The 20,888-nt window shown below is 61.8% G+C and carries 16 protein-coding genes; 3 read left to right on the top strand and 13 right to left on the bottom strand.

The genetic code is table 11. The features are described 5' to 3' along the window. Window positions 1-54: 54 nt before the first annotated feature. The 6 genes from ACHPFG_RS19700 to copC all read right to left on the bottom strand — a co-directional run bounded on the left by ACHPFG_RS19700 (window position 55) and on the right by copC (window position 5,662). Entirely contained in the window at window positions 55-1,017 is a 963-nt protein-coding gene (locus ACHPFG_RS19700) for a TRAP transporter substrate-binding protein (protein WP_167655717.1), read from the bottom strand. A gap of 51 nt (window positions 1,018-1,068) precedes the next feature. Continuing rightward, window positions 1,069-1,944, bottom strand: a complete 876-nt coding sequence (locus ACHPFG_RS19695; protein ID WP_431700216.1) for an SMP-30/gluconolactonase/LRE family protein — start codon at window positions 1,942-1,944, stop codon at window positions 1,069-1,071. Window positions 1,945-1,974: 30 nt separating this feature from the next. Further along, a complete protein-coding gene (locus ACHPFG_RS19690) occupies window positions 1,975-2,793 on the bottom strand; it encodes an NAD-dependent epimerase/dehydratase family protein (protein WP_431700215.1) in 819 nt (272 codons plus the stop codon). A 223-nt stretch (window positions 2,794-3,016) separates the two neighbouring features. Next, window positions 3,017-4,279 carry an OprD family porin gene (locus ACHPFG_RS19685; protein WP_431700214.1) on the bottom strand — a complete coding sequence of 421 codons (1,263 nt, stop codon included), beginning with the start codon at window positions 4,277-4,279 and terminating at the stop codon, window positions 3,017-3,019. A gap of 156 nt (window positions 4,280-4,435) precedes the next feature. Beyond that, on the bottom strand, window positions 4,436-5,293 hold the full coding sequence (gene copD / locus ACHPFG_RS19680) for a copper homeostasis membrane protein CopD (RefSeq protein WP_431700213.1): 858 nt from the start codon (window positions 5,291-5,293) through the stop codon (window positions 4,436-4,438). A 3-nt stretch (window positions 5,294-5,296) separates the two neighbouring features. After that, window positions 5,297-5,662: a copper homeostasis periplasmic binding protein CopC gene (copC, locus tag ACHPFG_RS19675; RefSeq protein ID WP_167655713.1), complete on the bottom strand. Its 366-nt coding sequence runs from the start codon at window positions 5,660-5,662 to the stop codon at window positions 5,297-5,299. A 115-nt stretch (window positions 5,663-5,777) separates the two neighbouring features. Between copC and ACHPFG_RS19670 the strand changes: the two genes are divergently transcribed. Next, window positions 5,778-6,398 (top strand): TetR/AcrR family transcriptional regulator, encoded by a 621-nt coding sequence (locus ACHPFG_RS19670; RefSeq protein WP_431700212.1) that lies wholly within the window; start codon window positions 5,778-5,780, stop codon window positions 6,396-6,398. Between the two features lie 99 nt (window positions 6,399-6,497). On the opposite strand, the gene preA is transcribed toward ACHPFG_RS19670, so the two are convergent. The 3 genes from preA to hydA form a co-directional block, all read right to left on the bottom strand. Continuing rightward, entirely contained in the window at window positions 6,498-7,772 is a 1,275-nt protein-coding gene (preA, locus tag ACHPFG_RS19665; RefSeq protein WP_115488543.1) for an NAD-dependent dihydropyrimidine dehydrogenase subunit PreA, read from the bottom strand. Further along, window positions 7,772-9,139 carry an NAD(P)-dependent oxidoreductase gene (locus ACHPFG_RS19660; RefSeq protein WP_431700211.1) on the bottom strand — a complete coding sequence of 456 codons (1,368 nt, stop codon included), beginning with the start codon at window positions 9,137-9,139 and terminating at the stop codon, window positions 7,772-7,774. Before ACHPFG_RS19660 ends, preA begins: the two co-directional genes overlap by 1 nt. A gap of 156 nt (window positions 9,140-9,295) precedes the next feature. Continuing rightward, complete coding sequence (hydA, locus tag ACHPFG_RS19655; protein ID WP_131698148.1) at window positions 9,296-10,735, bottom strand: dihydropyrimidinase; 1,440 nt, start codon at window positions 10,733-10,735, stop codon at window positions 9,296-9,298. A 591-nt stretch (window positions 10,736-11,326) separates the two neighbouring features. Between hydA and ACHPFG_RS19650 the strand changes: the two genes are divergently transcribed. Both ACHPFG_RS19650 and ACHPFG_RS19645 read left to right on the top strand, forming a co-directional pair. Next, complete coding sequence (locus ACHPFG_RS19650) at window positions 11,327-12,808, top strand: NCS1 family nucleobase:cation symporter-1 (RefSeq protein ID WP_431700210.1); 1,482 nt, start codon at window positions 11,327-11,329, stop codon at window positions 12,806-12,808. 25 nt (window positions 12,809-12,833) lie between these two features. Next, window positions 12,834-14,117 carry a Zn-dependent hydrolase gene (locus ACHPFG_RS19645; RefSeq protein ID WP_131698146.1) on the top strand — a complete coding sequence of 428 codons (1,284 nt, stop codon included), beginning with the start codon at window positions 12,834-12,836 and terminating at the stop codon, window positions 14,115-14,117. Between the two features lie 122 nt (window positions 14,118-14,239). Here ACHPFG_RS19645 and ACHPFG_RS19640 read toward each other — a convergent pair whose 3' ends face one another. The 4 genes from ACHPFG_RS19640 to ACHPFG_RS19625 all read right to left on the bottom strand — a co-directional run bounded on the left by ACHPFG_RS19640 (window position 14,240) and on the right by ACHPFG_RS19625 (window position 20,783). Continuing rightward, window positions 14,240-14,698 (bottom strand): REP-associated tyrosine transposase, encoded by a 459-nt coding sequence (locus ACHPFG_RS19640; RefSeq protein ID WP_431700209.1) that lies wholly within the window; start codon window positions 14,696-14,698, stop codon window positions 14,240-14,242. A 281-nt stretch (window positions 14,699-14,979) separates the two neighbouring features. Beyond that, window positions 14,980-16,398, bottom strand: a complete 1,419-nt coding sequence (locus tag ACHPFG_RS19635) for an efflux transporter outer membrane subunit (protein ID WP_431703500.1) — start codon at window positions 16,396-16,398, stop codon at window positions 14,980-14,982. 7 nt (window positions 16,399-16,405) lie between these two features. Next, a complete protein-coding gene (locus ACHPFG_RS19630; protein ID WP_431700208.1) occupies window positions 16,406-17,572 on the bottom strand; it encodes an efflux RND transporter periplasmic adaptor subunit in 1,167 nt (388 codons plus the stop codon). Beyond that, the gene (locus ACHPFG_RS19625) at window positions 17,562-20,783 is read right to left on the bottom strand and encodes an efflux RND transporter permease subunit (RefSeq protein ID WP_431700207.1); all 3,222 of its coding nucleotides are present in this window, start codon (window positions 20,781-20,783) and stop codon (window positions 17,562-17,564) included. Before ACHPFG_RS19625 ends, ACHPFG_RS19630 begins: the two co-directional genes overlap by 11 nt. Window positions 20,784-20,888 lie beyond the last annotated feature (105 nt).

The raw sequence follows: 20,888 nt of genomic DNA, 5'->3' as shown, positions 1-20,888 counted from the left end.
AACCGGGCGCGTCGGTGCAGACCGCGCCGGGCCTTTTGCGAGAGGCAGGAGAGGTTATTGAACGGCGTCGATGCGCGCGATGATGTCGGCGTAAGGCGCGCCGTACTTGGCGCGAACCGCTGCGGTGGCGTCATAGAAGGGCTTTTTGTCGACGGTGATGAACTCGACACCGGCCTTTTTGAGTTTTTCCTCACTGCTGGCGGACTTGGCATCCCACAGCGCGCGTTCATCGGCCTGGGCGGCCTTGGCGGCGTTTTTGACCATGACCTGTTGCGCCGGGGTGAGCTTGTTCCAGGTGATTTTCGACATCACGATGGGCTCAGGCAGGATCAGGTGCTCGGTGAGGGTGTAGTACTTGGCGTTCTGGAAGTGGTTGTGTTCGAGCAGGGTCGGCGGGTTGTTCTCCGCGCCGTCGATCACTCCGGTCTGCAGGGCGCTGAAGATCTCGCCGGTGTCCATGGCAATGCCGTTGGCGCCCATCGCGTTGAAGGCATCGATGAACAGCGGGTTGCCTTGTACGCGGATCTTCATGCCCTTGAGGTCTTCGATCTTGCGCACCGGCTTCTTGGTGTAGAGGTTGCGCGTGCCGCCGTCCATCCAGGCCAGGGCCACCAGGCCGAACTCGGAGTCGGTGATCTTGGCGAGGATTTCATCGCCGATCTCGCCATCGATGACCTTGCGCATATGCGCCTGGTCGCGGAACACGAACGGCAGGTTGAACACGTTCACGTCCGGCACCACCGGCCCGACGATGCCGAGGCTGACGCGGGTCATCTGCACGGCGCCGACCTGGGCCTGTTCGACCACTTCTTTCTCGGAGCCCAGCACGCCACCGGGGAAGTATTTGAAGGTCAGTTCGCCGTTGCTTTCCTTGGTCAGGGCCTTGCCCATGTTTTCTTCGGCAACAACGGTGGGGTAGCCGGCGGGGTGGATGTCGGCGAATTTGATTTCCAGCGCGTGGGCGGCGCTGCTGAGGGTAAAGACTGCGACGGCGAGCAAGGTGCGTTTGAAGTCCATGGGAGGTCACTCCTGTGTTGTTATTGTTGTATTCAAGGCACAGCGATGCAGCTAGAGAGTAAACGTCGGTTCAGGCAGTCCTTGGACGCCGGGGTTGAGGGCGAACACGCCGCCGGACACTGACTGTTCACTCTGGTCGTCACGGATCGAGGTGACAAACAGGGTGTCCAGGCGGCTGCCGCCGAAGGCGCACATGGTGGGTTTTTTCACCGGTACGCTCAGGGAGCGGTCCAGGCGACCATCGGGGGTAAAACGGTGGATCAGGCCGGCGTCGTTGGCGCAGATCCAGTAGCAGCCATCGGCGTCCACGGCGGCGCCGTCGGGGCGGCCGAGGAAGTTGTTCATGTCGACGAACACGCGACGGTTGGACGGCGTGCCGGTGTCGATGTCGTAGTCGAAGGCCCAGATCTGCTGCACCAGCGGGTGCGAATCCGAGGCGTACATCGTGCGGCCATCGGGGCTGAAGGCCAGGCCGTTCAGGGTGATAAAACCGTCCAGTTGAGCATGGGGTGCTGAACCCGATGCATAGCGATATAGGATGCCTTCGGCCGCATTCGCGCCCATGTTCAGCACCATGCTGCCGGCCCAGAAACGTCCTTGGCGATCACAGCGGCCGTCGTTCAGGCGCATGTCCGGGCGTGGGTGCTCGACGCTGGCCAACGGCGTGGTGTCGAGGCTGCCGTCGTTGTGCGGTGTGAGTTGGAAGAAACCGGTTTCCATCCCGGCGACCCAGTTGCCCGCGGTGGTGCGGGCGATGCAGGCGAGCATCTGCGGGGCTTTCCAAGCGGCAACGTGGCCGGTGGCGGCGCTCCAGCGTTGCAGGCCGCCGTTGGGGATGTCCACCCAGTACAGGACGTTTTCCTCGGGCACCCACACCGGGCATTCGCCCACGGCATTGCGGGCGTCGACGATCAATTCAGCAGTCATGGCAACTCATTCCCTTGGGTTGGTGTGAACTCAGTCACCGAATGGCCCGGCGGCGCAGAACGCGCCACCCTGATAGACCTTGGCCGGGTCATCGGCGGCCACCGGTGGCTGGGCTTCGACCTGGGCGCGGAAGACTTCGGAGCTGTCTTTCGGGGCGTAGCCCAGGTGTGCGGCGTAGCGGTTGTCCCACCAGGTATCGAGGTTATCCGACATGCCGTAGACCACGGTGTGGCCGACGTTCGGCGTATACAGCGCGCGTTCGAGCAGTTGGGTCAGGTCGTCGAAGCTCAGCCAGGTGTGCATCATCCGGCGGTTCTGCGGTTCCGGGAACGAGGAGCCGATACGGATGCTCACGGTCTCGATGCCGTAGCGGTCGAAGTAGAAGCTCGCCATGTCTTCGCCGTAGGACTTGGACAGGCCGTAGTAGCTGTCGGGGCGGCGTGGAGAGTGGGCGTCGATGGTTTCGGTCTGCTTATAGAAACCGATCACATGGTTGGAACTGGCGAAGATCACGCGCTTGACCCCATGACGGCGCGCGGCTTCGTAGATATGGAAGGTACCGCTGATATTGGCGCCGAGGATCTCTTCAAACGGACGCTCCACCGATACACCGCCGAAGTGCAGGATGGCGTCGACGCCTTCCACCAGGTGGTGCACCGCTTGTTTGTCGGAGAGGTCGCAGGGCTGGACTTCTTCCGAAGCATCGGCTGCCGGGGCCATAGTGGCGATGTCCGACAGGCGCAGCACCTGGGCGTAAGGACGCAGGCGCTCGCGCAGGACTTTGCCGAGGCCGCCGGCGGCACCGGTGAGCAGCAGGCGGTTGAAGGGCGTGGAGGTGGTCGTGGTCATGGGGATTCCAAATTTTTGTTGTAGGTTGTCGTATGACTATGCCGAAGTATTGGTAGGGATCCCCCAGGTTGTCAACGTTCTTGCGGACAGAGTGCGGAGCAAAATGTGGGAGAGGGCTTGCCCTCGATGAGGGCGTGCCAGTGAATGCATCTGTTACTGACCCACCGCCATCGGGAGCAAGCCCCCTCCCACAGGGGATTTTCTGGGGCTGGGAGACTAGGTTCTACAGCAGGGAGAGTGGATAGCTGATAAAAATCCGGTTTTCGTCGAACTCGTTGGTGCTGAAATCCCGGCGCATGGTTGCGTTGCGCCATTTCACGTTGAGGTTCTTCAACGCACCGCTTTGCACGGTGTAGGCCAGCTCCGATTCGCGTCCCCATTCCTTGCCATCGGTGATCGCCCCGGTGTGCACGTTACTGCCGCTGATATAGCGGTTCATCAGGGTCAGCCCTGGCACACCGAGCACCACGAAGTTGAAGTCATGCCGTACCTGCCAGGATTTTTCCTTGGCATTGTCATAACTGGAGTTGTAGCTGTCGTTGGCCAGGGTGCCGCCGCTGGTGCCGTTGACGCGCATCCACACGCTGTCGCCGGTGAGTTTCTGCAAGCCAACGTAAAAGGTGTTGCCGCCGTATTTGGCCGAGAGCAGGGCGAACACGGTTTTGTTGTCGAGGTCGCCAGCCAGGGCGCTGCCGTCTTCCTTGCCGTTGAAGAAACCCAGGTTGGCACCCAGGGTCCAGTCGCCCACGGGCTGGCTGTGGGTCAGGTTGACGTACTGCTGCTGGTAGATATCGGTGAGTTCGGCGTACCACACGCCGACCTGGGTGCGCTTGTCGTTGAAGGTGTATTCGCCGCCGCCGAAGTTGAAGCGGTCAGAGGTGAACGCGGCTTTGCCGTTCATGAACATGTCTTCCATGCTCGCGTCGTTGCGCGGGCTGTTGCCGCGAAACTGGCCGCCGTAGAGAGTCAGGCCGGCGATTTCGTTGGACGTCACCTGGCCGCCACGAAAGGTCTGGGGCAGCGAGCGGCCATCGTCGGAGCGCAGGATCGGCAGCACCGGCATCCACTCGCCGACCTTCAATTCGGTCTTCGACAGCCTGGTTTTCAGCGCCACGCCCAAGCGCCCGAAGTTATCGGCGGGGCGGCCGTCATCGTGGATCGGCAGCAACTGGGTGCCGCCGGTGCCTTTGCCGCCATCGAGCTTCTGCGAATACAGCCCCAGCACATCAATGCCGAACCCCACGGTGCCCTGGGTGAAGCCGGACTTGGCGTCGAGAATAAAACTCTGCGTCCACTCTTCGGCCTTGCCCTGGGGGTTGTTCGGGTTGGTGAAGTTGCGGTTGAAGTAGGCGTTGCGCAGGTTGAGCGTGGCCTTGGCGTCATCGACGAAACCGTCGGCGTGGGCGACGAGGGGCAGGGCGAAGGCCAGGCTGCCGAGACCGATAAGGCTGATACACGACGAGAAATTACGGGCGAATTGACTCACAGTGACGCTCCCTTTCATTTGTTGTTTTTATTATTTGTTATACGTCGTCGTACAACATTTGCGCGGATATTTGCGGGGTTTTCGTGGAGTGTCAAGCAGAAGTTATGCGATGACTGGGTGTGGGTTGATCTAGAACGGGCACCGCCCCTCCCACATTCAGCCCGCCAGGACCATCGGCGGCAAAGTTCCAAGGAGTGAAACGGCAGCTACTGCGCAAACACCGAGCAGCCATTCCACCATTACGCTGGCCTTCAAGCTGCCCAGTCGCTGTTCGCAGTGGTCAAGGCGCAACCGGTTCAACAATGCAAGCGCCAACATGCCCAGCACCAGCATCACCTTGATCAGCAGAATCAGGGCAAAACCACTGAACAAGGGGGTGGGCCACAGCTGCCCGGTGAGTACGCGCACATTGATCAGGCCGGTCACCAGCAAGCCGGTGACCAGGCCATAACCCACGCCGCTGAAACGACGCAGGACCGGCGCCAGCTCAACACCGTGTGGCGGCCTGAGGATCAATACCAGCAGCAATAACCCCCCCAACCATGCGCCAACGCACATCAGGTGCACCACCTGGTTGAGGATCAACAACTGCCCGCTCAGCCCATCGAGCATGGCGCCATGGCCGACCGGGGCCAGGGTCATCAGCAACAGCGTGATCAACGGCAGGCGCGGGGCCTTCCACGCGGTCGTCAGGGCGATGACCAGCAAGCCATTCAACAGCAGGTGCCAGGTCCACACCTGGCCAAAAAAAGTCTTGCCCAGCACCAACTGCACGGTCGACAGTTCCAGCGCCGCCGGCCATGAACCGGCCATGCTGGCGGTAATCAACCCTAACCAGATCACCCCCGACGCGAGGGCCGTCCATGCCAGCCCACGGGTGATGCGCAACAATTGCCGGTCCAGCACCGGCTGCGGTTCAGCGCCCAGGAGCCAGGGCCTGAATACACAGGCCCCGAACATCAACAGCACGACGATGAAATGCACGAACCGGCACAGCACCAGCAGCGTTGCCATGGGTTATTGGCCGACCTTGAAGCTGTATTCGCCGTTGCTTTTGTGGGTGTCGACCGAAACGGCATTCCACACCACTTTGTAGTTACCGGCCGCGAGCGGTGCGGCAGGCGTCACCACCAGGGTTTTCTTGTCGGCGTCCGGGGTTTCCAGGCCTTTGATGGCGATTTCGGTGCCGTCCTTGCTCAAGGACACTTTGGTGAAGGTGGCTTCGACGCCTTCGCTGAAGGTCAGGCGCAGATCTTTGGGCGCAGTGACGCTGCTGTCTGCCGCAGGCGTGGCGCTTTTGAGATGAGCATGGGCAAATGCTGTGGAGGCACCCAGCAGGGAGGCGAGCAGGGCGACAGTGGTCAGGGTTTTCTTGATCAACATTGTGCAATACCCATCAATGGTTAGGAGCGGGCAGTGTACGAAGTTTCGACTGCGCCTGTCGCCCCGATCTAGAGCGGTGGTAGTCTTTGGGTCATGTCTTTGTCAGGGAGCCCTTATGGGCAATCACAAGAGCGGAATTCGCCGGGTCAACGTCGAAAGAATCCTGCTGGCGGCGGAGAAGATCTTCGCCGAAAAGGGCTACGGCAGCACCGCCATGGCCGATATTGCCGAAGAAGTGCAACTGCCGCGCTCCAACCTGCATTACTACTTCACCACCAAGAGCGAGCTGTACAGCGCGGTGCTGTTCGACCTGCTGGAAGTGTGGAAGCAGGACGCCCTCAGCTTCGAGACCTTCGATGACCCCCGGGTGGTGCTCAGCAGCTATATCCGCGCCAAGATGCAACGCTCGCGTACACGGCCCTATGGCTCCAAGGTCTGGGCCAACGAGATCATCCACGGTGCGCCGACACTCGGTGAGGCCCTGGATGAGAGCCTGTACGACTGGGCCAAGATGAAGGAAGCGAAAATTCGCCAGTGGGTGGAAGACAAACGCATCCTGCCGGTGGAGCCGTCGAGCCTGCTGTACATGATCTGGGCGTCGACCCAGCACTATGCCGACTTTGATCATCAGGTGAAGATTTTGAATGATCACCAGCCGTTGTCGGATATGCAGTTCGAGAAGGCGATCCAGACGGTGACCAGTGTGATTTTGCGTGGGATTGGGTTGGAGCCTTGAGTATTGTGGTGGGGCTTAGGGCCTCATCGGGGGCAAGCCCCCTCCCACATTTGATGTGTGGTGTGGGAGGGGGCTTACCCCCGATAGCGGCCTGAAGGACTACACAGCCTCCCGGTAAGGATTCCTCGGATCCTGCGTCCAATTCAAAAACGGCTTGCCCGTGTCGATGGGCACCATCTCGATGCAATCCGCCACCGGGCAGGTGATCTGGCACAGGTTGCAGCCCACGCACTCATCATCGATCACTTCGTATTTATGCGTGCCGTCCGCCTGTTTCAGGCTGGCGATGGCCTGGTGCGAGGTATCCTCACAGGCAATATGGCAACGCCCACAGCCAATGCACGCCTCTTGGTCGATCTTGGCGATCACCTGGTAGTTGATGTCCAGGTACTTCCAATCCGTGGTGTTGCCCACCGCCCGCCCGGAAAATTCTTGCAGGCTGGTGTAGCCCTGGCTGTCCATCCACCGCGACAGCCCATCCTTCATCTCCTCCACGATGCGAAAACCATGCAGCATCGCCGCCGTGCACACCTGCACCGCGCCGCAACCGAGGGCGACGAATTCAGCGGCGTCGCGCCAGTTGCCAATGCCGCCGATTCCGCAGATCGGCAGGCCCTGGGTCTGCGGGTCGCGGGCGATTTCGGCAACCATGTTCAGGGCAATCGGCTTGACCGCCGAGCCGCAATAACCGCCGTGGGTGCTCTGGGTGCCGACCATCGGCAGGGCGACCATGCGTTCCAGGTCCACGCTGGTGATGGAGTTGATGGTGTTGATCAGCGACACCGCGTCCGCACCGCCGCGATACGCTGCCCGCGCCGCCACACGGATGTCGGTGATATTCGGCGTGAGCTTGACGATCACCGGCAGCGAGCAATAGGTCTTGCACCAGCGCGTCACCTGTTCCACGTACTCCGGCACCTGGCCCACCGCCGCGCCCATGCCGCGTTCGGGCATGCCGTGGGGGCAGCCGAAGTTCAGCTCAATGCCGTCGCAGCCGGTGGCTTCCACCAGGGGCAGGATGTTTTTCCAGGATTCCTCAACGCAGGGCACCATCAGCGACACGATCAGCGCGCGGTCGGGCCAGTCCTTTTTCACCTGGGTGATTTCCCGCAGGTTGATCTCCAGGGAACGGTCGGTGATCAGCTCGATATTATTGATGCCCAGCACTTCACGGTTGGCGCCGTAGTGCGCCGAGTACCGCGATGACACATTGACCGCCGCCGGGTCTTCACCCAGGGTCTTCCACACCACGCCGCCCCAGCCCGCTTCAAACGCACGCACCACGTTGTAGGCTTTGTCGGTGGGTGGCGCGGAGGCCAGCCAGAACGGGTTGGGGGCCTTGATACCGGCGAACACAATCGAGAGATCGGCCATTACGCAGCCTCCACATTCAGCATGAGTTGGGCGTGCATGGCTTCGGCGGCCAGCTTGCCGTGTTGCACCGCCTGCACGGTGAGGTCCTGGCCGAGGCTGACGCAGTCGCCGCCGGCATAGACCCCAGGGATGCTGGTGCGCAGCTGTTCATCGACGAAGATACGCTCGCCGACGCGGTGCAGCTGTTGCGCCAGGGGATCGTGCAAGGCCTCGCCGTCAAAACCCTGCCCGATGGCCTTGAAGATGGCATCGGCGGCCAGTTCGAAGGTCTCTCCGGTAGGGTGCAGGCGGCCGTTTTCCAGGCGGGTGCGGGCGAAGCGCATGCCGCGTACGTGGCCTTGGTCGTCGAGCAGGACTTCTTCGGGTTGGGCCCAGGTCAACAGGCGCACCTGATTGGCCTTGGCGATGTCCTGCTCATGGTGGGTGGCGCCCATGTCGGCCAGGCCACGGCGGTAGACGAGGTTCACATCACGGGCGCCGAGCCGGGCCATTTGCACGGCCATGTCGATGGCGGTATTGCCGGCGCCGAGCACGATGCAGCGGTCGGCCAGGGGCAGTTGGCTCAGGTCATCGGCCTGGCGCAATTCGCGGATATAGTCGGTGGCGGCGAGCAGGCCGGGCGCGTTCTCATGGGGCAAACCGAGTTGCTTGCTCGCAGCCAGGCCCAGGCCGAGGAACACCGAGTCGAATTGCTGGTGCAGTTCGCTCAAGGTCAGGTTGTCGCCCAGGCGCTGGCCGTGGCGGATTTCAATGCCGCCGATCTGCAGGAGAAAATCCAGTTCCTTCTGGGCGAAGTCGTCCACCAGCTTGTACTTGGCGATCCCGTATTCATTCAGGCCGCCGGCTTTTTCCCGCGCTTCGAAGATCACCACGTCATGCCCGTGCAGGGCAGCGCGATGGGCGCAGGCCAGCCCTGCGGGACCCGCGCCGACCACGGCGATGCGTTTGCCGGTCGGTGCGGCACGCTGGAACGGGTGTTCGCTGAAGTGAGCGTTGTCTACCGCATAGCGCTGCAACAGGCCGATCAGCACCGGCGCGCATTCTTCGGCGTTGTTACGGACACAGGCTTGCTGGCAGAGGATCTCTGTCGGGCAGACTCGGGCGCAGCTGCCGCCGAGGATGTTGGCCGAGAGAATCTTGTGCGCGGCGCCCTGGACGTTGTCGGTGTGGATATTGCGGATGAACGACGGGATGTCGATTTCGCTGGGGCACGCGTTAACGCACGGGGCGTCGTAGCAATACAGGCAGCGCGAGGCTTCCAGTTGGGCCTGGCGCGCGTTGAGAGGCGGCGCCAGGTCGGTGAAATGGCTGGCGAGGGTGGCCCCGTCTTCATGGGGATGGGGGAGGTGGGTCAGGGTCTGGATCACGGTGTTGGCCTCACGGTTTTTTTGGATTGCCTCTAAGTGGGCATTTTTGTTGCCTGTACTGGCCTCATCGGGGGCAAGCCCCCTCCCACATTCGACCGAGTTGTATCTGAATGAATGCGGTCAAGTGTGGGAGGGGGCTTGCCCCCGATAGCGGTCTCAGCGCTTCACAGCAACCGGCCTGGAATGCTCCGCCCGCTTGCTCAACTGCTCAAACACCGACGGATACGCCGGCCGTTCCACATAGCGCCCGGCGCCGCGCTCGGCGCGCAGGTCGCCATCGGCCCAGACCAGCTTGCCCTGGCTGATGGTGTGGCTCGGCACGCCGCGCACGGTCTTGCCTTCGAAGATGTTGAAGTCGACCTTCTGATGGTGGGTCTTGGCGGAAATGGTCCGCGTACCTTCGGGGTCCCACAGCACCAGATCGGCATCCGCACCCACGCGGATCGCGCCTTTGCGCGGGTAGAGGTTGAAGATTTTCGCGGTGTTGGTGGAGGTCAGCGCGACGAACTCCTGCATCGACAGGCGTCCGGTGTTGACCCCTTCGTGCCACAGCAGCGCCATGCGGTCTTCGATACCGGCGGTGCCGTTGGGGATCTTGCTGAAATCGTCACGCCCGGCGGCTTTTTGCTCGGCGCAGAAGCAGCAGTGGTCGGTGGCGGTGGTGTGCAGGTTGCCCGATTGCAGGCCATGCCACAGCGCTTCCTGATGCCCGCGTGGACGGAACGGCGGGCTCATCACATAGCCGGCGGCGGTTTGCCAGTCGGGGTGCTGGTAGACGCTGTCGTCCAGCAGCAGGTGGCCGGCGAGCACTTCGCCGTAGACCGCCTGGCCCTTGCCCCGGGCGTAGGTGATTTCATCCAGCGCCTCCTTGGTAGACACGTGCACCAGGTACAGCGGCGTGCCGATGGTCTCGGCGATACGGATTGCGCGGCTGGCCGCTTCGCCTTCCACTTGGGACGGGCGCGACAGCGGGTGCGCTTCCGGCCCGGTGATGCCCTGGGCCATCAGCTTGCGTTGCAGGTGGTACACCAGCTCGCCGTTTTCCGCATGCACGGTGGGCACGGCGCCGAGTTCCAGGCAGCGTTCGAAGCTGGCCACCAGGGTGTCGTCGGCCGCCATGATTGCGTTCTTGTAGGCCATGAAATGCTTGAAGCTGTTGATGCCGTGGTGGCTGACCAGCTCGGCCATTTCCTCGCGCACCTGTTCGCTCCACCAGGTGATCGCCACATGAAAGCCGTAGTCGGACGCAGACTTTTCTGCCCAGCCCCGCCACTGGTGAAACGCTTCCATCAACGATTGCTGCGGGTTGGGAATCACGAAGTCGATGATCGAGGTGGTGCCCCCTGCCAGACCCGCCGCCGTGCCGCTGAAAAAATCTTCACTGGCCACTGTGCCCATGAAGGGCAGTTGCATATGGGTATGGGGGTCGATGCCGCCGGGCATCAAATATTGTCCACTGCCGTCGAGTTGTTCAGTGCCGGCGGGAATATCCAGGTCCGTGCCAATGGCGCGAATCAGACCGCCTGCGCATAAAACATCGGCGCGGTAACTTTCATCATGGGTAATAACGGTAGCGCCACGGATCAACAGCGACATGTCGAGTTCCTCACAGGCTTGACCGGCTTGTGCCAGTTCTAAGTGTTTTATTGCTACGCGCCGATGGTCGGTTAATTCCTGTCATCGGTGACAGGAATAGAAACTAGCCCGAGTTTTTCGATTGAGCAAGAAGATTTTTTATAAGCTTATACCGTATTTAATTTATTGATTTATAACGATAAAAATACAAAATCACCAAAATGTAGCGGTCTCTCACCATTTTGACGCACTTGACAGGTTCTCAATATAGGCAACATTTCTTATTGCAAATCAGACGCTTGAGACATGCCTCTTGACGGGGTCGGTAAATAAAAATAATTGTGGTGCACCAGATTGAGTCCTGACGGTTTGGATAACTGGCGCGTTATTTAGCCTGAGTAGCGCGGCAAGTACCGCAGGCACAATCGGAAAGCTGATTAACATCAGCGAGTTATATAAGCGGTGCGGGTTCGAGAGCGGTTGTCGGCACGGTTATTGAGTGCAGTGGCGGCTGGCCGGACCCGTGATGTCATGTTGTTTACGAGGTACTCCGGCCACCCAGCGTTCAGCGCGGGGTGAGCAACAATAATTCGAAAAAACCGTGGAGCGGCCATGCAACAGAACAGATCGCAAGTCATTGAGCGCAACGGCCTGTACGAACTCGACGCCGGCCCCGACGTCCTCGACAGCCCTCGCTACAACCACGACATGGCACCGACCAAGGTGCGCGAACGCACCTGGAACAAGTGGCACATCACCGCGCTGTGGGTCGGCATGTCGATCTGCGTGCCCACGTACACCCTGGGCGGTGTGCTCACCGCGTATTTCGGGTTGTCGGTGGGCGAGGCGCTGATGGCGATTTTGCTCGCCAATATCGTGGTGCTGATCCCGCTGACCCTCAACGCCTTTCCCGGCACCAAGTACGGCATTCCGTTTCCGGTGTTGCTGCGTTCGTCCTTCGGCATCCTCGGTTCCAACGTGCCGTGCCTGATCCGCGCGCTGGTGGCGTGCGGCTGGTTTGGTATCCAGACGATGTTTGGCGGGCTGGCGATTCACCTGTTCCTGGGCTCGATTTTCGAGGGGTGGAAGTCCCTCGGCGGCACTGGTGAAGTGATCGGCTTCATGATGTTCTGGTGCCTGAATTTATGGGTGGTGCTGCGCGGCGCCGAGTCGATCAAGCGCCTGGAAACCCTGTCGGCTCCGTTGCTGGTGGCGGTGGGCATTGGCCTGCTGGTGTGGGCGATGCCGAATGTGTCTCTCAGCGAACTGATGGCGATCCCGCCCAAGCGTCCCGAGGGCGCGAGCCTTACCGGTTACTTCATGGCCGGCCTGACCGCGATGGTGGGCTTCTGGGCCACCTTGTCGCTGAATATTCCCGACTTCAGCCGCTACGCCAAAAGCCAGAAGGACCAGATCCTCGGGCAGATTTTCGGTCTGCCGCTGACCATGTTCCTGTTCGCCGCCCTCGGCGTGATCATGACCGCCGCCTCGGTGAAACTGGTGGGCGTCAGCGTGTCCGATCCCGTGACCCTGATCGGCCATATCCAGAGCCCGGTGTGGGTGGCCGTGGCCATGGCGCTGATCATCGTCGCGACCTTGTCCACCAACACCGCCGCGAACATCGTCTCGCCCACCAACGACTTCCAGAACATCGCGCCCAAGCTGATCAACCGCACCACGGCGGTGATCCTCACCGGTTTGGTGGGGTTGGTGCTGATGGGCCATGAACTGCTGAAAAAACTCGGCTTGATCGTCTCGGATGTGAGCCTGGAAACCGTGTATTCCAACTGGTTGCTGGGCTACTCAAGCCTGCTGGGCCCGATCGCCGGGATCATGGTGGTGGACTACTTCATCACCCGCAAACAGCAACTGGACCTGGCTGGTCTGTACCGCGACGACGTATACCCGGCGTGGAACTGGAGCGGCTTTATCGCCTTTGGCGTGCCGGTGGTGTTGACGTTGCTGTCGTTGGGCAGTGATGCGTTCAGCTGGTTCTACAGCTACGGCTGGTTTACCGGTTCGGCCTTGGGCGGGTTGTTGTATTACGGCCTGAATGCCAGGCGCGGAGCCAGCCCGGTCGTTGTCAATTCATAAGAAATACACGCCTGAGGAGATCCCCATGAACGCTGCCCTTGACGTTCTGCAATCGACCCACCAGCACATCAACCGCGACCGCTTGTGGCAGTCGCTGATGGACCTGGCCAAACTCGGTGCCACCCCCAAGGGCGGCGTGTGCCGCCTGGCCCTCACCGACCTCGACCGCAAGGCCCGCGACCTGTTTGTGCAGTGGTGCGAAGACGCCGGTTGCACCGTGACCGTCGACGGCATCGGCAATATCTTCGCGCGCCGTCCCGGTCGTAATCCCAACCTGCCGCCGGTGATGACCGGCAGCCATATCGACACTCAGCCTACGGGCGGCAAGTTCGATGGTTGCTTCGGTGTGCTGGCGGGGGTGGAAGTGCTGCGTACGCTAAATGACCTCAAGATCGAAACCGAGGCGCCCTTGGAAGTGGTGGTGTGGACCAACGAGGAAGGCTCGCGCTTCCCACCGTGCATGATGGGCTCGGGGGTATTTGCGGAGAAATTCACCCTGGCGGATACCTTGGCCAAGGTCGATGCGGACGGGGTCAGCGTGGGTGATGCGCTGAATGCGATTGGCTACGCGGGAACCCGTCCTGAGAGTGGGCACAAGGTCGGTGCGTATTTCGAGGCGCATATCGAACAAGGGCCGATTCTGGAGGATGAGAAGAAGACCATCGGCGTGGTGCTCGGCGCCCTTGGGCAAAAGTGGTTCGACCTGAAACTGCGCGGCGTTGAAGCGCATGCGGGGCCGACGCCGATGCACCTGCGCAAGGACGCCCTGGTAGGCGCGGCGGCGGTGGTGGCGGCGGTCAATGCGGCGGCGCTGGGGCATCAGCCGCATGCCTGCGGGACCGTCGGTTGCCTGCAGGCGTATCCCGGTTCACGCAACGTCATTCCTGGCGAAGTGCGCATGACCCTGGACTTCCGTCACTTGGAACCGGCGCGGTTGGATTCGATGATTGCCGAGGTGCGCACGGTGATTGACGAGACCTGTGCCAAGCATGGGCTGAGTTTTGAAATGGAACCCACGGCTGACTTCCCGCCGCTGTACTTCGACAAAGGCTGCGTTGACGCCGTGCGCGATGCGGCGAATGGGCTGGGCTTGTCGAACATGGACATCGTCAGCGGGGCAGGGCACGACGCGATTTTCGTCGCCGAGTTGGGGCCGGCGGGGATGATCTTTGTGCCGTGTGAGGGGGGTATCAGCCATAACGAAATCGAGAACGCCGCGCCGGATGACCTGGCAGCTGGGTGTGCGGTGCTGCTGCGGGCCATGGTGGCTGCATCGGCAGCCATCGCCAGCGGCAAACTCGCCGCCTGAAATGCGGGTAAAAAATGTGGGAGGGGGCTTGCTCCCGATAGCGGTGTATCAGTTACAGATAAGCTGACTGACCTACCGCAATCGGGAGCAAGCCCCCTCCCACATTTGAACTGTGTTTGACGTTAAACCCAGATGGCATCCCACAGTGGGTAGTCGCCAATCCGCTTGACCAGGCCCGCTCGCAGTGGATTAGCCACCACATACCGGGCCATTTTCACTAAGTCATCTTCCTTACGCAGCGTTCGGTCATGGAAGCTCTCTTGCCAGAGCCGTCCCTTGCGTCCGCTTGCACCATTGACGGTCCTGGTGCTCTTTGACTTCACCTGGCACATCAAGTCCGCCAGCGAGCTTTTTTTCAGTTCAAGCAGCCAATGGAAATGGTCCGGCATGATGACCCATGCCAGCGAGTTGGCCAGCCCTTGGTACTGGGCCAACCGAAATTGCCAGACCACCAAGCGAGCGAGATGGAAATTGTCGAATATCGGTATGCGTTCGTGGGTGTTGGTGGTGATGAGGTAGATACGGTTGTGTTCGCTGAATCGACCGATGCGCAGGCGGTGTGAAGCGGGTAAATCTGCCATTCCCTGGCCCTCTCAAGATGTGCTTAGAGAGGCTAGATTGGAGAGCAAGATATTGATGGGCAGGCTTTTGGCAGCATGTGTCTGGACGGTCGCAATCGGGGGCAAGCCCCCTCCCACATTGGCTCAGCGGCGCTTATACATTATGTGTCTGACGCAGGACCAGTGTGGGAGGGGGCTTGCTCCCGATTGCGGTGGCTCAGCTACGGATAAACTGGCTGTTCCACCGCTATCGGGGACAAGCTCTCTCTTGCATTTAGCCTGAATTGTGCCTCGGGGTGATGTCAGGCGCCCGGTTGCCAGCCGCCGCCGAGTGCGGTCACGAGTCCTACACTGGCCTGCAACTGCCGCGTCTGTACCGCCTGCAATGTCCGCTGCGCTTGCAACGCTGCCGTCTGCGCTGTCACCACATCCAGGTAACTCACCGCACCCGCTTGATAGCTGTTCATCGCCAGCGATTGCGTGTGTTGCGCCGCGTCCGCCGCCGCTTGCTCATCCTGTGCTTCCTGCTGCAAATCCCGCAGTTGCGCGAGGTTATCTTCGACCTCGCGCACGGCCTTCAGCACCCGGCTGCGATACTGCGCGGACGCTTCTTCAAACTCGGCCTTGGCCTGGCGTTCATTGGCACTCAAGCGCCCACCATCAAAGATCGGCACATTCATCAACGGCCCCAGCGCCCAATACCGATTACCCGCCGAGAGCAAATTCCCCACGCCCTGCGTTTGCCCGCCGATCAACCCGGTCAAGCTGAAGTCCGGATACCACGCCGCCTTGGCCACGCCGATATTCGCGTTGGCCGCAAACACCCGACGCTCTGCCGCCGCAATATCCGGGCGACGTTGCAGCAGGTGGCTTGGCAGCTGCGACGGAACCCCCGGCAGGGCGATCAGATGCTGGCCGGGCGGCAACGTAAAGTCGCTGGCTGCCACGCCTACCAATTCACCGATGGCGTGCTCAGTGAGGTTTCGTTGCGCGCGTACCTCATCCAATTGCGCTTTGGCCTGCGCCAGTTGATTTTGCGCACGGGTCAGGTCCAGCTCCGAGGCTATCTGGCCCTCGTAGCGGCTGCGAGTCAGTTGCAGTGCCTGGCGGAAATCCTCCAGCGAGCCAGTGAGAATCCGGCTCTGCGCATCCAGCCCATTGAGCTGCACGTACAAGGTCGCCAACTGACGTTGCAAACTCAGGCGCGCCACCGCCAGGTCATCCCCGGACGCTTGCGCCTGGGCATCACCGGCCGCGACCTGGTTGCGGATTTTGCCCCACAGGTCCAGGTCGTAACTCAACGAAAAACCGGCGGTGTTGCTGTTGTACACCGATGGCTGCGTATCCCCCCGCAACGGTCGCGAGTCGGATTGCCGCTGGCGCAACGGCTGTGCGCTGGCGGTGATCTGCGGGAACAGGCCTGCGTGCAGTTGGCTGGCATACGCCTGGGAAGCATCGAAGTGCGCCAGCGCCGCCGCCAGGTCCGGGTTGGCCTTGAGCAGTTGCTGTTGCAGGTCATTCAGGCGCGAATCGTTGTAGAGCTTCCACCATTCGGGAGCCAGTTGGTCGGACGGCTGCGCACTGTGCCAGGGACCATCGCTGGTCTGTTCGCGGTAGTTGGCCGGCAGGTCGATCGACGGCACCTTGTAGGTCGGCGCCATCGAGCAGCCTTGCAGTGCCAGCAGCATCAACGCGGCGAGCGGTTTAAGCCCTGTGCGCATGCGCACCTTAAGCCTTGCGCGCATGCTCACCTCCGGCGTCGGCCAGTTGCACCGGGTCGCCTTCGCGCAGGGCATCGGGCGGGTTGTCGACGATGCGGTCGGCGGGTTTCAAGCCTTGGTCGATCACCAGGCGTTCGCCCAGGTCGAGGCCGATATGGATGGCTTGCAGGTGCACATGGTTGTGCCCATCCAGCACCGCCACCTGGGTGCCCTGGGCGCGGAAGATCAGCGCGCTGGCCGGGATGCTCACGCCATGGGTATCGGCCGGAATCGGCAGGGTGGCTTCGGCATAATCACCGGGCAGCAATTCGCCGTTGGGGTTGTCGGCGACGAACTGGGCGAGCAGGGTCCCGGAGCGGCGGTCGATGGCGGTGGAGTCACCGATCAGGCGCGCCTTGAAGAGCTTGCCGGGATGCTCGGGCACGGTCAGCTCGGCTTCAAGGCCGGGATGGATGACCGCCGCGTAGTTCTGCGGCACCGGCACATAGAGGCGCAATTGGTGGGTGTCGGCGATGTTGAACAGTTCCGGATCGCTGTCGGTGTCGGCCTTGATCAACTGGCCGATATCGGTGTTGCGCGCGGTGATGGTACCGGCGAACGGGGCGCGAAGGGTCTTGTAGCTTTCCAGTGCCGACAGCCGTGCATAGTCGGCAGCGGCGGCCTCGGCGTTGGCCTTGGCGGCAGCGGCATTGGAGGTTTTTTCATCGGCCTCCTGGCGCGAGACCGAATGGCTGGCCAGCAGGTTTTGCCAACGCGTGGCGGTGGTTTCGGCCAGGCGTGCGTTGGCCTGTTCCTGCACCAGGCGTGCATGGGTCTGCGCCAGCTGTTGATCAAGGTCGGGGCTGTCGATTTCCGCGAGGACTTGCCCGGCGCTGACGTGGCTGCCGATATCGACTTTCCAATCCTTCAGGTAACCGCTGACCCGGGCATGGATCGGCGCCTTGCTCCACGCCTCAAGGTGCGCCGGCAGGCGCAAGGTATCGCCGGCCACATTCTGCTTGGGCTGGAACACCATCACGTGCGGAATGGCGGCGGTCTCGGTCCAGGCGGTGACCGATTGTTCGTGCAGCGTGCGGGCATGCAGGCCGTTGGCGACCAGCAGGGCGGCCAGGGTCAGGCCGCCGACACCCATGAGCATCAGACGCTTGCGCGAGGGTTTGTGATCAGACGACATGTGGGGTTTCTCCTGCAACTGCGCGAGTAGGGTGACGACCGTGGACCAGGCTGAAGACCACGGGAACAAACAACAACGTGGCGAGAGTGGCGAAGATCAAACCGCCGATAACGGCGCGCCCGAGCGGGGCGTTCTGCTCCTCGGAAATCGCCAGGGGCAACATGCCGATGATCATCGCCAGGGCGGTCATGCACACCGGGCGGAAGCGCGTGTAACCGGCCTCCATGGCGGCCTTCAACGCATCACCATGTTCGGCCAGGCGCTCACGGCAGAAGCTCACCACCAGGATCGAGTTGGCCGTGGCTACGCCCATGCACAAGATGGCGCCGGTGAGCGCCGGCACCGACAATGAGGTACCGCTGAGGAACAGCATCCACACGATCCCCGCGAGCGCCGCCGGCAACGCGGTGATGATTACGAATGGGTCGGCCCACGACTGGAAGTTGACCACGATCAGCAGGTAGATCAGCACCACCGCACCCAGCAGGCCAAAGCTCAAGCCGCTGAAGGCTTCATGCAGCGCATCGATCTGCCCGTGCAGGCTGATCGTCGCGCCTTTGGGGCGCATATGCGCGGTGTCATCCAGCACTTTTTGCACGTCGCGGGCCACGCCGCCGAGGTCGCGGCCCTGCACGTTGGCGTACAGGTCCAGGGTCGGTTCGATGTTGTAGTGCGTCACCACTGCCGGGCTTTGCACGCGGGAGATGGTTGCCACGCCGCCGAGGATCTGCGACTGCCCATCGGCGCCGGTAACGGGCAGGGCTTCCAGTGACGGCAGACTGTCGAGGCGGTATTGCGGGGTGGCGGCGACGATGGAATAGGACACGCCGTTGGCCGGGTTGAGCCAGAAGGTCGGCGCGGTCTGCGAACTGCCGGCGAGGGAGGCAACCATGCTGTTGGTCACGTCGCGCTCGGTAATGCCCAGGCCGTTGGCGCGCATGCGGTCGACATTCACCTGCAGCGACGGGTAGCCGGTGGACTGCTGGATGCGCAGGTCGGCGATGCCGGGTACGTGTTGCAGGCGACGTTCCAGCTCGACGGCATAGGCGCGGTTTTCTGCATCGCTGCGCCCGGAGATTTTCACGTCCAGCGGCGCCGGCGCGCCGAAGTTGAGGATCTGGCTGCTGATGTCCGCCGGCAGGAACGCGAAGTGGCTGCCGGGGAAGCTTTGCGGCAGCGCTTCACGCAGTTTTTTCACGTAGTCGGCGGTGGGCGCGTGGTGTTTTTTCAGGCTGACCTGAATGTCGCCATCCTGCGGGCCGATGGTGCCGCTGCTGCTGTAGGCCATGTCGATGCCGCTGAGCGGGATGCCAATGTTATCGACGATGGTGTCCAGTTCCTCGGCAGGGATGACCTCACGGATCCGCGCTTCGATGCGGTCGAAGGCGGCGGCGCTTTCTTCGATGCGCGTGCCCAGCGGCAGGCGCACATGCAGGGCCAGCGCACCGGCATCCGTTGCCGGGAAGAAGTCCTGGCCAAGGCTGGGCAACAGCAGGAATGAGGCGAGCACACAGGCCAGAAAGCCCACGATAAAGCGCTTGCGATGACCCAGGGCCAACGTCAGCAAGCCATGGTAGGTGTCGCGGATATTCGAGAAGTGGCGCTCGAAACCTTGCTGGAAATTCAGCACGGCTTGCAGCGCGGCATTGCGCGGTTTCGTGTGCTGCTCGCCCTCATGGTGGTTGATGAATGCATCTTCAGGATGATGCCCGGCACCTGGCTCCGGTATATGTGGCTTGAGCAGGAACATCGCCAGCGTCGGCACCAGGGTGCGCGAAAGGATGAATGAGCTGGCCATGGCAAAGATCACCGCCAGCGCCATCGGTCGGAACAGATACCCGGCGATGCCTTGCAGCAGGAACATCGGCACGAACACGATGCAAATGCACAGCAGCGAGACGAACGCCGGGCCGACAATTTGCGCGGCGCCGTCGAGGATCGCGGTCTTCACCGCCTTGCCTTGTTCCAGGTGCCAGTTGATGTTTTCGATGGTCACCGTGGCGTCGTCCACCAGGATCCCCACCGCCAACGCCAGCCCGCCGAGGGTCATGACGTTGAGGGTTTGCCCGCTGACCGCCAGCAGCGCAATGGCCGACAGCACCGCCAGGGGAATTGACGCCGCGATAATGAGCGTGGAGCGCCAGCTGCCGAGGAACAGCAGGATCATCGCACTGGTCAGCAGCGCGGCGATGATGCCTTCCTGGGCCACGCTGCCCACCGATTGCTTGACGAATACCGAGGCGTCGCCCAGCAGCGAGGTCTTCAGTGACGGCGGCAGGGTTTCGTTGATGCGCGGCAGCATCTGGCGGATACCGTCGATGATCGACAGGGTGGAAATGCTGCCGTTTTTCAACGCCGGCATCAGCACCGCGCGATGGCCGTCGACGCGCACGATGTTGGTCTGCGGCGGCGAGCCGTCGCGCACGTGGGCGACCTGGCCGATGGTGATCAGCGCGCCGTCGACGGTCTTGATCGGCAGGTCGTTGAGCTCATCGATGGCCTTGGGGCTGTTGTTGAGCAGGATCGTGTATTCGTTGGGGCCGAGTTTGGCGGTGCCCACCGGAATGATCTGGTTTTGCAGCGCCAGGGCATTGCCCACGTCCTGGGCCGACAAGCCTTTGGCGGCCAGCGCCTGGGGGTCGAGGTCGAGGGTGATCTGCCGCTGTTTGCCGCCCATTGGCGTGGGCATGGCCAGGCCGGGCAGGGCGCTGAGAGGCAGGCGGATATTGTTCTGCACCAGGTCGCGAATCCTGGCTTCCGACAGCGTCGGGCTGGAGAACGCCATTTGCAGGATCGGCACCGTGGAGGCGCTGTAGTTGAGGATCAGCGGCGGCGTGATGCCCGGTGGCATCTGCTTGAGCACAGTTTGTGACACGGCGGTCACTTGGGCGTTGGCGGTGCGGATGTCGACGCCGGGCTGGAAGAAAATCTTCACGATGCCCATGCCGGGCAGGGATTGCGATTCGATATGTTCGATGTCGTTGACGGTAGTGCTCAGGGAGCGTTCGTAGGTGTAGATCACCCGACCGGCCATGGCGTCCGGTGACAGGCCGTTGTACTGCCAGACCACGGCGACCACAGGGATGCCGATATCGGGAAACACGTCGGTGGGGGTTCGCAGGGCCGCCATCGGCCCGATGATGCAGATGAATATGGCCAACACGATAAACGTGTACGGCTTTTGCAGTGCGGTCTTTACCAGCCCGAGCATGCGTGAACCTCCGAGGGAGCAGGATTGCAAACCCCGGCAGTCTCGTCCGACCCACCTAACACGCGCCTTTCAGCCAGGTGAAGGAACATTTAGTTAAGGGCTGAA

Source organism: Pseudomonas sp. BR20 (assembly GCF_050780135.1).
Lineage (GTDB): Bacteria > Pseudomonadota > Gammaproteobacteria > Pseudomonadales > Pseudomonadaceae > Aquipseudomonas.
This window is presented reverse-complemented; position numbering and strand designations above follow the sequence as displayed.